Annotated in this window: 9 protein-coding genes, 2 pseudogenes and 1 CRISPR repeat array; of the genes and pseudogenes, 5 read left to right on the top strand and 6 right to left on the bottom strand. The window is 70.0% G+C overall.

Annotated elements, in window-relative coordinates; genetic code table 11:
- Positions 1 to 173 precede the first annotated feature (173 nt).
- Both ACIBSV_RS46005 and ACIBSV_RS46000 read right to left on the bottom strand, forming a co-directional pair.
- Positions 174 to 554: a hypothetical protein gene (locus ACIBSV_RS46005; protein WP_395873510.1), complete on the bottom strand. Its 381-nt coding sequence runs from the start codon at positions 552 to 554 to the stop codon at positions 174 to 176.
- Between the two features lie 106 nt (positions 555 to 660).
- Entirely contained in the window at positions 661 to 1731 is a 1071-nt protein-coding gene (locus ACIBSV_RS46000) for a hypothetical protein (protein ID WP_395873509.1), read from the bottom strand.
- A gap of 765 nt (positions 1732 to 2496) precedes the next feature.
- On the opposite strand from ACIBSV_RS46000, the gene ACIBSV_RS45995 reads away from it, so the two are divergent.
- The gene (locus ACIBSV_RS45995; protein ID WP_395873508.1) at positions 2497 to 3477 is read left to right on the top strand and encodes a hypothetical protein; all 981 of its coding nucleotides are present in this window, start codon (positions 2497 to 2499) and stop codon (positions 3475 to 3477) included.
- 20 nt (positions 3478 to 3497) lie between these two features.
- On the opposite strand, the gene ACIBSV_RS45990 is transcribed toward ACIBSV_RS45995, so the two are convergent.
- The 3 genes from ACIBSV_RS45990 to ACIBSV_RS45980 all read right to left on the bottom strand — a co-directional run bounded on the left by ACIBSV_RS45990 (position 3498) and on the right by ACIBSV_RS45980 (position 4983).
- Positions 3498 to 3788, bottom strand: a complete 291-nt coding sequence (locus ACIBSV_RS45990) for a recombinase family protein (RefSeq protein ID WP_395873507.1) — start codon at positions 3786 to 3788, stop codon at positions 3498 to 3500.
- Between the two features lie 46 nt (positions 3789 to 3834).
- Complete coding sequence (locus ACIBSV_RS45985) at positions 3835 to 4371, bottom strand: recombinase family protein (protein WP_395873506.1); 537 nt, start codon at positions 4369 to 4371, stop codon at positions 3835 to 3837.
- Positions 4372 to 4488: 117 nt separating this feature from the next.
- Positions 4489 to 4983 (bottom strand): hypothetical protein, encoded by a 495-nt coding sequence (locus tag ACIBSV_RS45980; protein ID WP_395873505.1) that lies wholly within the window; start codon positions 4981 to 4983, stop codon positions 4489 to 4491.
- A gap of 99 nt (positions 4984 to 5082) precedes the next feature.
- Here ACIBSV_RS45980 and ACIBSV_RS45975 point away from each other — a divergent pair, with 99 nt between their 5' ends.
- The 4 genes and pseudogenes from ACIBSV_RS45975 (at position 5083) to ACIBSV_RS45960 (ending at position 9218) form a co-directional block, all read left to right on the top strand.
- A complete protein-coding gene (locus ACIBSV_RS45975) occupies positions 5083 to 5889 on the top strand; it encodes a DUF4253 domain-containing protein (RefSeq protein WP_395873504.1) in 807 nt (268 codons plus the stop codon).
- A 237-nt stretch (positions 5890 to 6126) separates the two neighbouring features.
- Entirely contained in the window at positions 6127 to 6579 is a 453-nt protein-coding gene (locus ACIBSV_RS45970; protein ID WP_395873503.1) for a DUF4158 domain-containing protein, read from the top strand.
- A gap of 1215 nt (positions 6580 to 7794) precedes the next feature.
- Positions 7795 to 8373 (top strand): annotated as a pseudogene (locus ACIBSV_RS45965) (Tn3 family transposase); the annotation flags it as partial.
- Positions 8374 to 8452: 79 nt separating this feature from the next.
- Positions 8453 to 9218: pseudogene (locus tag ACIBSV_RS45960) on the top strand (Tn3 family transposase).
- Positions 9219 to 9929: 711 nt separating this feature from the next.
- Here the strand turns inward: ACIBSV_RS45960 and ACIBSV_RS45955 are convergent.
- A complete protein-coding gene (locus ACIBSV_RS45955) occupies positions 9930 to 10559 on the bottom strand; it encodes a class I SAM-dependent methyltransferase (protein ID WP_395873502.1) in 630 nt (209 codons plus the stop codon).
- Between the two features lie 139 nt (positions 10560 to 10698).
- Positions 10699 to 11762: a CRISPR direct-repeat array (repeat unit 27 nt; unit sequence GCTCACCCCCACCTGCGCGGGGACTTC).
- Positions 11763 to 11767: the final 5 nt, after the last annotated feature.

Genomic DNA, 11767 nt, shown 5'->3' with positions numbered 1-11767 from the left:
GACCTGGCGGGCGCCTTGGATGGTCGGCGGCGCCGTCGAAGTCGCCCTCGCCACGGGGGATTCAGGCGCTTCGGGGGCGTGGAGGGCTCCCGGGGCTTCGAGGGCTTCCGGACTCGTCCCCGCGGCCCGGGTGGCGGGCGCGGTCCGTCGCCCCGCCAGGGACACCGTCTCGCTCACGATCCCTCCCCTTCTCCCTCTCCCCGACCCTGTTCGTGTCCTTGTCCCAGTCCTTGTCCCTGTCGCCGGGCCCGCCGGCTCGCGGTCAAGTCGTCCAGCCGCGCCCGCAACTGGCGTTCGTCGCGGGCCGCGACCGTCATGTACGCGACCTGGACCTCGGCCGCGTCGTCGAGAAAGTCCTCCATCACGTTCAACGTCTCCGGCGCGAACGGATCGGTGACCAGGCGATACGCGATCCGGTACGCCTGCTGCCTGGCCCGCGCCAGACACAGCTCGTCCGGGTCCAGGCCCTCCGCGCCCGCCCCGGCGATCCCGAAGTCCGGTTCGAACCCGTCCGGTTCGAACCCCCCGGGCATCGACCACGTCGGCTCGGCCATCACCACTCCCCCGCTGCGCTGGACGGACACCGACGAAGGTGCGCCCACCCACCGCGCTGTGACCGACACGCGCCCACCAACCTCGGGCGACCCGCGCCCACCGATTTCAGGCGGCACGCAGCGCGCCATGCCCGGCCTCCCGCAACCGCCGCACCGCGCGACTGTGCCGCTGCCGCAGCGACGCGTACGAGATCCCCCGGGACGCGGCGATCTCCGCCGCCGGCGGCGCCGACTCGCGATAGTCCTGCGCCAACATCCGCGCCTGCTCCACGGTGAGAACCCCCTCCTCCACCGCGCCCACCAACAACGCGATCAGATCCCCACGCGCGGCGTCGACGGAGTGCGCCCCCACCACCCGCCAGTCGCACAGCGCCGGATCCGAGGCGTCGATCACCCCCAACCGCACCCCGCGCACCAACGCCGCACCGGTGTCCAGACGCCGCTCCAACGCCGGAAACGGCGCCGACACCCCGGTGTCGCCGACCGGATCAGGCGTCAACACGAGCGTCACGTGCCCGCGCCGACGACCCGCCCCCGTCCCGTACACGACCCGGTGCAGCGTGTCGCAGGCCAGATTCGCCGCGACCCGCCCCGTACGCCGCCGATACGGATAGGCGCGAATGACCTCGTACAGACACCCCAGAACGTGCCCGGCCGCGTCGTCGAAACTCTGCCCCGGCCCCCGCCGCGCCGACGCCAACCGCACCGCGTGCGGCAACATCTGCTGCAACAACACCCGCCCCGCCAACGCAACCCCGGAGTCCGCCAGCGTCAACAACGCGATCAACAACGCGTCCTGCTCGGCCGGCGCCGCCGCGCTGATGCCCCGCTGAAGCTCCGCGAGCGTGCCGTACGCCCCCAACTCCGCGAAGTCCCGCGACCACGACGCCAACGCGTCTCCACCGCGCAGGCCGTACGCGATCTCGTCCCACTCGTCGTTCAGCCGCCCGATCACCCCGGTGCGCAACTTGCCGCCGGGCTCCGCCGACACGCTCCGGATACCGCTCCGCGCCGGGCTCTCGGTGCGCCCCTGTACCCGGGGCCACACCTCGTCCTGCGCCTGGTCTTGCGCCTGGTCTTGCACCCGGTCCTGCGCCCGGTCCTGCGCCTGATCTTGCACCCGGTCCTGCACCCGGTCCCGTGCCCGACTTCCCACCTGGCTCCGTGTCTCGTTCACCGCTGCTCCTCCCGTAGCCGATGCCGAGAACGTTGGCCGCGCGGCCTTGCCCGTTGTCTGGCCCAATCCGGCATCAACGCAGGTCAGGGAAGGGAAAGGGCACCGGGCGACACGCAGGCAACGTCGAGGCGAGGGACGGGCGAGGGCGTCCCAGGCGGGCGGGAGTCGCAGCGGAGACGATCGATTCGCGCGTCGGACGGGCGCGGCCGCCAAGGTGGGAGATGACCACGGGACAGATCGACGGTCGAAACGATCGGGCTCACGTTTTGAAGGCCATCACGCGAAGTTGTGGCCAGGGGTGGTGCATCGAGAGCCCGACCGGTGACGGCCGCATGGAAGCCGGCGCGTCCACTCGCGTGGGTACATCCGCACCGACCTACGGATTCACGGAGCCGCCGCCATTCCATGATCGAACAGCGGGTCGGGACCGGCGGTACTCGACGCGTCTCCCCGACCGTGCATGTGTCGTAGCGTCGCAGAATGCTGTACGCGGCCCCCTGCTTGAGAGACGACGACCTCCAAGTGATGGAGGAGATCGAGGCGTTGCATGCCGGGTTGCTCCACCGCCTCGCCAAGCACCGGTAGCTACCGGATAGTGGGTGGCCAACCCTTGAAACCCATGGTCGGTGCCCGGATACCCCTGCCGCCCAGGCTCGCTCGCCGTCCTCCCAGACGGCGGCACATGGCAGACCGCGGACTTCCCGAGATCATCGTCGGTGCCACCTGGTTCGATGTGTGCTCCCGACACGCACCTGGAGCCCGGTGATGACCCGCACCACGCCGCCACGCCCGCTCGACGTCACAGCCGTCTTTCCGGAACTGACCGCGCTCGCACGTACGACGACGCGTCTGCACCCTCGGCCGGGCACGCCGACGGTGCACGAGAGCTCCGTGGCGGGCCCGCTGCTGTGGCCGGCGGACGAGCCGTGGCCGGTGTGCCCCGACGACCACACCTCGTCGTACTACCGCACCCTGCAGTCCCTGGACGATGTGCGCCGCTACCGGCAGCTCCTCGACGACGCCTGGGCCCGGCCCCAGTTCACCGCCGAGGAACACGCCGAGCTCGATCGCCTCCGCGCCGGCCATCCGTCCGACCGGGTCGACCCGGCCGTGCCGCTCCTGCCCATTGCCCAGCTGTACGCGCGCGACACCCCGGGGTTCAACGGTCCAGACGGGTGCGACCTGCTCCAGGTGCTGTGGTGCCCCTTCGAGCACGGCGACGAGGCGTTGCCGGGCGTGCAGTTGCGCTGGCGGCGTGCCGACGACGTGGCTGCCTTGTTGACCGACCCGCCGGCGCCGTTCCTCGTCGAACATGACGACTACGTCCCCGAGGCGTGCGTCGTCCACCCCGAGCAGGTTCGCGAGTACCCGGCGCCGCACGAACTCCCGGGCGGGCTCCGCGAGCGGATCCGCGTATGGGAGGACGCGGAGGGACTCGTTTACCAGTACGAGCTCGGCGTCGCGACCGGTTGGAAGCTCGGCGGCTGGGCGCCGTGGAGCTTCCGCGACCCCTCGCCGGAGATCTGCGGCGTGTGCGACGCCGTCATGCAGCCCTTCCTCTACGTCGACAGCAGCGAATGGGACGGCAACGACAGCTGGCGGCCGCTCGAAGACGCCGACGAGCACCAAGCGGACCACCGCTACCCGCACATGCCGACCAGGGTCGAAATCGGCCGCAGCTACGGCATGCAGATCTACACCTGCCCCACCTCGCACGACCACCCACTCAGCACGGTGACGCAGTAGCCGACGAGGCGCCGGTCGCACTACCCCGGTTCGGCGTCGGCGAAGGCGCGGTACAGCGAGGCGACCGAGGGGTGCTGGCCGGCGTTCTTGCCGGTCTTGATCGTGAGTTTCCTGGCGATCTCGGGGACGGGGACGCCCTTGTTCTTCAGCGCCTGGGCGAACGTGGGCATGTCCTCGTCGATGACCTTGGGCCGTCCGCCGTGGTTGCCTTTCGCGGCGGCCGTGGCCTGGCCTTCGAGGGTCTTCTCACGGATGTAGTTGCGTTCGATCTGAGCGGCGGCGGCCAGGACGGTGAAGAACATGGCGCCCATGCCGTTGGGTCATGGATACCGGTGAGCGGGCGGTGAGCAGTTCGAGTTAAACGCCGGCGCCCTGGAGTTGCCCGGACAGCGTCATCAGCTCGGCGGCGTTGCGGGCGAGGCGCTTGAGCTCGTGGACGGTGAGGATGACCTCCTGGTCGGGGGCGGCCTCCTTGATGTCGTAGGCGAGCCCCAGCGCCCTCTCCAACTCGGGCCGGACCTTGATCCGGGTGCTGATCTCCTCGGAGAAGATCCGCTTGCACTGGGCGGCTTCCAAAGCGTCGAGCTGGCTCTGGAGTTCCTGCTGGGCGGTCGAGCAGCGGGCGTACCCGATCCTGATCGGTCGCGCGGCGGCGACCACGGGGGCCGGGTCGACGGAAGCGCGGGGTGCCCAGACCCGGCCGGGACCGCGGTCGTCCGGGACCGGGATCTGCAGTGCCTCGCGCATCGCGGGGACGAGGATGAACCGCGCGGTGTGGTACTTCGTCGTGGTCTTGCCGCCGCGGGTGCGGCAGGCGCTGCCCGCAGGGGCCTCGCACTTCGAACAGTCGTTGCGTTCCACCGCGTCTGCGGCTTGATCGGGCGTCAGATCCACCTCGGCAGTGTGTCAGAACTGCTCCGCAGAACACCGGAGTTCTCAGAGGAGTTCTGCGAACAGCGACCTGGGGAAACGCGACCCGCTCCGGGGGCGTCGCAGAACTCTCGCATCTGTTCATTTATGCGAGTGGTCGAGATCGCCACCCATCGCCGAAGTCTGCGGTTGATGCGCGCGGACGTGGCCCTGCCCGGTGCCGGGTGGCCAACTATGCCTGGCGTCGTGCAGCAGACTGAGCGCAGACAGGTCATTGGTCACCATCACCTGGGCCGGCCGGGCTGCCGCCGAGACCACGGCAGGCCAGCCCGGCGCATCCAGGTAGTCCGCGTCGCCGGCGTCGGCGGCGACCGCTTCCTGTACCGCGCTGTACGCGGCACCGAGGCGCACCATCAGGTCGACTTCCTCCTCAGTGCGCAACGACTGCCCCAACCACGGCTGCGGATCGTCCGCGTCGCAGAAGTCGTCGAACAGCACGTGCACGGTGTAATCGAGGTCCTCGAACTGGTTCGGATCGAGCCACACCTCGCGCTGCCACGTCGGACTGGCCAGCGCCACAACCGCAGGCACAACGTGCAGGCGGTAGACGGGCAGGGCGATTCCGTGGTCCCTCACAGGCCGAAGGTGCTCAACCGATGATCGGTCGGACAGCCCCCAACCGCAGCGCAGAACCCCGTCGGCCCCATTGTCGTAGCCCCGGTCTAGCATCCGTCCGTGTCCCAAGAGCTCCCACTGAACATCGAGTCCCTTCTTCCCTCGGGCCGGATGATCACCTCCGATGAGGGCGACGGAGACGTCCAACCCTTGTGGCTGAGCGACCAGTCCGCCACCGCCGGCCTGTGGGAGACGCTGCACGCCGAGCACGCACGCTCCGGCATGTGGCCGCTGCTGCTGGACGCGCTGTCACCGCGCGACGAAGAGTTCCGCCTGTGGGCATCGGGCGAGTTGTTTCCCCAGCGGATGTCCTCGCCGGCCACCCACGACCCAGCGGGACTGCTTGCGGAATGGTGGGCCACCTACACCGCCGTCGACGAGGACGGCGACATGCTCTCGGCCGACAAGCGCCTCGCCGTCACCGCACCGTTCGGGCAGAGGTGGCCCGGTACCGCGCCGAGCCCGCAGAGTGTGGCGAACGCCGACGCAGCGGCCGCCGTGTACGCCCAGACGTTCCTGGCCGCGCACCCACGTTCCCGCCTGGGCCTGGTGGCTGCCGCAACAGGCGCAGAAGCGCTCACCGTCGCGGGCTGGGACGGGCCCTGCAACTACGACAACGACACCGCCAAGTTCTCTGCGATCGTCGATGACTGGGAGCGTCGCTTCGGGGCGCGCGTTGTCGCGGTCAGCTTCTCCACCCTGCACCTCAGCGTCGCCCAGCCGCTGACCACCGACGAAGCAGCCCTCCTCGTCGCCGCCGAGCACTTCGCCTTCTGCCCGGACAACATCTGGCAGGGCAGCGGCTCCCTCACCGCATACGCCCATCAGCTCACCGGCGCCCGCACCTGGGACTTCTGGTGGGACTGACCCCACCCAGCGACACAGACGACGAGCGCACCTGAGGCCGTCGGCACACGTTCGAGCCACACGCAAACGACGCGGCGAAACGCTCGTCGACCAGAACTCCCGGTGCGGACTCCGATCTACCAGATTCGCGCCTACCGCCCGGGCACATCCGCCGAACCCGTCCGTTGCACCGTTATGCAGTTCTACGGTCGCGCCGATCACCGGTCGTAGGGGCGGCATGTCGAGCGGAACGGGGGCATGGCGATGGGCCGGGATCTGGGGCCGGACGGCGTCGTCGACCACTTCACGCTGGACGCGGAGCAGTGGGCGCTGCTGCGGAACAAGTCCGGCGGGACCAGGCTGGGCTACGCCGTACAACTGCTGTTCCTGCACTGGCGGGGCCGGTTCCTCAAGGGCCGAGGCGAGATCCCCGACGACGCGATCGCGCACGTCGCAAGCCAGGTCGACGTGGCCGCAGCCGAGATCGCCTCCTACGACTTGACGGAACGGACCGCGCAGCGGCACCGCTCCGAGATCCGCAAGCGCACCGGCTGGCACGAGTGCACTGTCGACGACGCCGCCGAGGCCACCGCCCATCTGGCCGGCGCCCTGTGGCACGACGAGCGCCGAGAGGAGGCCGTCTGCGCCGAAGTCCTCAAGTACCTACGGGCGGCAACCACAGAACCGCCAGCCCCGATCGGTTCGCGCTGATCGTCCGGGGAGCGCTGCACCAGGCCGACCGACTCGCCGTCGCCGAAGTCGCGGCCCGGCTGGCGGACGCGGACTGCACCGGCCACCTCGACGCGATGGTCGACACCGACGCCGGCGGAACGACCAGCACGGAGCAGCCACCAGCCGCCCGCCCGACCGGGGACGATGCCGCCGGGGAACGCACAGAAGACGCCCCGGAAGACGCCGAAGAGGACATCGAGTCGGTGCTCGGGCAGATCAAGGCGCACCCGGGCAACGTCAGCCTCAACTCGCTGTTGGCGGAGGAGTCCAAGCTGCGTCAGGTGCGCGCGGTCGGCGCGCCCGCCACCGCGTTCACCGGCATCGGCCCCAGGTCGTCGACGCGTGGCGCGCGCGTGCCTCCGCGTCGTCCCCGAGCCACCTGCGGCGCTTCGACCCGGAGGTACGTCACGTGCTGCTCGCCGCATTGCTGTTCCAGCGCGAGCGGGAGATCACCGACACCCTGCTGGCACTGGTCAACTCCACCGTGCACCGCATCAACGCCCGCGCGGAGAAGAAAGGTCACCGAGGCGTACACCGCGGAGTTCAAGCGGGTGCACGGCAAGACCGCGCTGCTGCGCCGCATCGCCGCCGCGTCCCTCGGCGCGCCGGACCGCACGGTTCGCAAGGTGGTCTACCCGGCCGCCGGCGGCGAGCAGACCCTCAAAGACCTGATCGCCGAGCTGAAGGCGACCGATGCGGCGTTCGCCCGGTCCAAGCGCGAGGTGTTCAAGTCGTCCTACACCAACCACTACCGGCGCGGCCTGATCAAACTCCTCGGTGTGCTGGAGTTCCGCTCCTCCAACGACCAGCACAAGCCCGTCATTGACGCGTTGGCGCTGATCAAGCGGCACAAGGACTCCACCGCCCAATACCTGCCGATCGGCCAGCGCATCCCCCTCGACGGCGTGGTGCGCAAGGACTGGCAGGAATTCGCCCTCCACACCCCCGTCCGCGGCCCGCAGCGCGTGGTGCGGACCGTGTACGAGGCATGCGTCTTCCAGGCCCTGCGCGAGAGGCTGCGCTGCAAGGAGAGCTGGGTCGTCGGCGCCGACAAGTGGCGCAACCCCGACCAGGACCTGCCCACCGATTTCGAGGCCCGCCGCGCGGAGTACTACGAGAAGCTGAACAAGCCGGTCGACGCGAAGGCGTTCGCCGGTCGACGCGAAGGCGTTCGTCGCCGAGCTCCAGCGCGAGATGCGCGACGCGCTGGGCACACTCGACACCGCCCTGCCGCTCCCGTGGGTGACCATCGGCGCGCGGCAGCGCGGCGGCGCGATCAAGTTCACCGAGCCGGACGCGCAGAAGGAACCCGCGAACCTCAAGCAGCTGAAGAAGGCGATCCGCCGCAAGTGGGGCATGGTCGCGCTCATCGACATCCTCAAGGAAGCCGCGCTCAGAACCGGCATGCGCAAGGGCCTCGCCCCCGCCGGCACCCGCGGCGCGATCCCCGAACCCGTGCTGCTGGAGCGGCTGCTGCTGGTGGCGTACGCGTACGGCACCAACTCCGGAATCGCGTCGGTCGCCGCCGGCGAACACGGGCACAGCGAAGAGGAACTGCGCTACGTCGCACGCCGCTACCTGACCGCCGTCGGCCTCAAAGGCGCGGGCGTCGCGATCGCGAACGCCACCTTCGCCGCCCGTAGCGAGGCGATCTGGGGCCAGGGCACCAGCACGGTCGCCTCGGACTCCACGCACTTCCGCGCGTGGGACCGGAACCTGTTCACCGAGTGGCACTCCCGGTACGGCGGCCGCGGCGTGCTGGTGTACTGGCACATCGAAAAGGGCTCGGTGGCGATCCACTCGCAGTTGCTGACCTGTACCGCGTCCGAGGTCCGCCGCCGCGGTCGAGGGCATGATCCGGCACGCCACCGCGATGAAGGCGGCCGGGAACTTCGTGGACTCCCATGGCCAGTCGGAGATCGGGTTCGGCATCACCCGGCTCCTGGGCTACGACCTGCTGCCCCGGATCAAGCAGATCAACAAGGTCAAGCTGTACCGACCTGGCCGCGAAGACCAGGACAGCTATGCGGGCCTCGCCGACGCGATCACCCGGCCGATCCGTTGGGACGTCATCGAGCAGAACTACGACCAGCTCATCAAGTACGCCACGGCCATCCGGCTCGGCACCGCCGCGACCGAGGCGATCCTGCGCAGGTTCACCCGCACCGCCTCCCGCCCCGTCTACCAGGCCATGCTGGAAGTCGGCCGCGCCCAGAAGACCATCTTCGTCGCCCGCTATCTGCTCTCGCGAGACCTCCAGCGCGAGATCCAGGAGGGGCTGAACGTCGTCGAGGGATGGAACGGCGCCAACGACGTCATCTTCTTCGGCAAGAGCGGCGAACTCCTCCAACCGCCGCGACCAGCAGGAACTCGCGATTCTTGCCCTGCACCTGCTTCAGACCCCGCTCGTGTACGTCAACACGCTGATGATCCAGGACCTGCTCGCCGAGCCCGAGTGGGCCGACCGGCTCACCGACGAGGACCGCCGCGGCCTCACACCCTTGTTCTGGTCGCACGTCATGCCGTACGGCGAAGTCCGGCTGAACATGAGCAACCGCCTGGCCCTCGCCGCCGTCGGCGCTCCCGGCCCGGAAGCCCCCGAGCCCGCGGCGGCCTGACGACGCGTCACCCAAGCGGATCCCTGCCGAGCCTCAGGCTGCGGTGGTGCCCGTCCACCACCTGGATACGCCGCCCAGGAGCGCCGTCGCGATCGCCGCGCTGCTGCCTCTGTAGCACCGCGCAAGGCCGACCGGCCTCACCAAGAACCGACGGAAGCTACTCGCGGGTTACTTGTCGGTCTATGTGCTGCTCGTTAACGACACCCCTGCGTGGGGACTTCCGGCGTCCAGGGCGACCACCAAAGTGACGAGGCGGCTCACCTCCACCTGCGTGGGGACTTCGGATCAATAGCGGATGGTTTCCCAGGTGGACTCGGCTCACCCCCACCTGCGTGGGGACTTCCGGATGAGTCGGTCCCATCGTCGGGTCGCTCGGCGGCTCACCCCCACCTGCGTGGGGACTTCCCGGATCGAGGGCCTGTTTTCGACAGGTTGTTTCGGAGCCACTCGGGCAACGTGATCGGGAGCCAGGTTGCTCCGTTCGTGGTGAGCGTGGACTGTTGTTCAAGTCCGGTTCGGGCAACGAGTTTGAGAGCCACCCCTTTCGGGTGACTTCGGGTGTGCCGGGATCGCGGTCGGCGTAGAGGCCCTTGGGTCCGCAATAGCGTGAGTGGGCCGGGCCCTCGCGCGGCCGTGTCCCTGACAGGCGTGGTGCGCGAGGGCCCGGTGGCACGCAGGTGGCAGCGCCTGTTCCGCTGCGAAGGCCATGCTCTAGCGGAGGCGGGCCAGCAAGTGGGCGTCGAGGAAGCCCCGCTCAGAGGCCGGGTCGTGGAGCAGCCGGGCGAACGTGACGAGCCCGGCCCGGGCCAGCAGCTCGGCGAACCGGTCCGCCGGCCAGCTATAGGCGGGCGTCACCTTGTGGTCGAAGCGGACCGGCTCGGGTCCGTCGGTCGCGAAGAACGAGGCCAGGAGCAGGCCCCCTGGTGCCAGGACACGCGCCTGCTCGGCGAGCAGCGCGGGTAGTTCCCCAGGAGGGGTGTGGATCATCGAGTAGTGGGCCAGCACGCCGCCGAGCGCGCCGTCCTCGACCGGCAGGGCCTCCATCCGCGCCTCGTCGAACCGCAGCGCCGGATGGGCCCGCCGGGCGTGGTCGACCATGGCCGGGGAGAGGTCGAGCCCGAAGGCGTCCAGCCCCAGGTCATGCAGCATGGCCGTCAGATGTCCGGGCCCGCAGCCGACATCGGCCGCCCGCGGGTTCCCCGTCCCACGCACCAGCTCGGCGAAGATGCCGATCATGTTCCGCGAGAACGGCTGCGTCTCCAGCCGATCAGCGAACAACGACGCATACAGTTCCACGACCCCGTCGTAGGCCGACCTGGTCTCCTCTTGATACTCCACCACGGGAAGGAAGCTAACACCCGCCGTTCGCAGCTGTTCTCCCGCCCTGTGCCGAATTCGGCGCCCGGCGCCGCGGACGCTCTCGGCTACCACGACAAGACCACCACCCGGCTCCGCAATGAGGTCGGTGGGACCTGCTCGCCGGCTCACCCCCACCTGCGCGGGGACTTCCGAAGGGGCGGCCCGATACCCGGGCCGGCCCCGGCTCACCCCCACCTGCGCGGGGACTTCCCCGGCCACATCGACATCGCCCCGGTCTCCGACGGCTCACCCCCACCTGCGCGGGGACTTCGGTACGGTGCTGATCAGCCATCAGATTCCTGCCAGCTCACCCCCACCTGCGCGGGAACTTCCCGTGCCAGGGGTGGGCGTAGCCGGTCGGCAACGGCCCGCCCCACCTGCGCGGGGACTTCGGACGGCGGAACGCGGCCCTGGTCCTGCTCGGCGGCTCACCCCCACCTGCGCGGGGACTTCGAGGGCCTGCGCGCCCTCAAGGGTGGTGGTCACGGCTCACCCCCACCTGCGCGGGGACTTCGGTAAAATTCCATCCACAGGCGCAGGGTGAGTGGGCTCACCCCCACCTGCGCGGGGACTTCGGTGCCCGTGGTTACCCCGGTCAGGTCTGGGACGGCTCACCCCCACCTGCGCGGGGACTTCCTCCAGATCCGCCACCTCCGCGCGGACCGCCTCGGCTCACCCCCACCTGCGCGGGGACTTCCTGGTTGTCCGCTTCAGCGGCTTGTCTGTCCGCGGCTCACCCCCACCTGCGCGGGGACTTCCCGTGGTCCTGGACAGCCCCGTCAGAGCCTGGAGGCTCACCCCCACCTGCGCGGGGACTTCGCCAAGCCCGCAGCCAGTCCGCCCAACTCCCGCGGCTCACCCCCACCTGCGCGGGGACTTCCCGAGCCGCTCCGGGGCCGGCGCCGCGATGAGCGGCTCACCCCCACCTGCGCGGGGACTTCCCCCGTCCGCGTGGATCGCCGGCGTTCGCCGCCGGCTCACCCCCACCTGCGCGGGGACTTCATGTACGGAACTCCATACACTCACTGTACGGACGGCTCACCCCCACCTGCGCGGGGACTTCTCACTGCGGCAGCAGGTGCTTTGGCCGTCACGCGGCTCACCCCCACCTGCGCGGGGACTTCCGGGCGCGGGCGGTCCGCCCGAGCCGCGCAAGCGGCTCACCCCCACCTGCGCGGGGACTTCCCTTC

The sequence above is a fragment of the Embleya sp. NPDC050154 genome (assembly GCF_044460165.1).
GTDB lineage: Bacteria > Actinomycetota > Actinomycetes > Streptomycetales > Streptomycetaceae > Embleya.
The sequence above is the reverse complement of the archived record's forward strand: the minus strand, read 5'-3'. Positions and strand labels throughout refer to the sequence as shown.

Bases quoted from the DNA above. Each gene is read 5' to 3' on its own strand.
- ACIBSV_RS46005 (WP_395873510.1), bottom strand. From the start codon at position 554: ATGGCCGAGCCGACGTGGTCGATGCCCGGGGGGTTCGAACCGGACGGG.
- ACIBSV_RS45990 (WP_395873507.1), bottom strand. From the start codon at position 3,788: ATGGGCGCCATGTTCTTCACCGTCCTGGCCGCCGCCGCTCAGATCGAA.
- ACIBSV_RS45995 (WP_395873508.1), top strand. From the start codon at position 2,497: ATGACCCGCACCACGCCGCCACGCCCGCTCGACGTCACAGCCGTCTTT.
- ACIBSV_RS45970 (WP_395873503.1), top strand. From the start codon at position 6,127: ATGGCGATGGGCCGGGATCTGGGGCCGGACGGCGTCGTCGACCACTTC.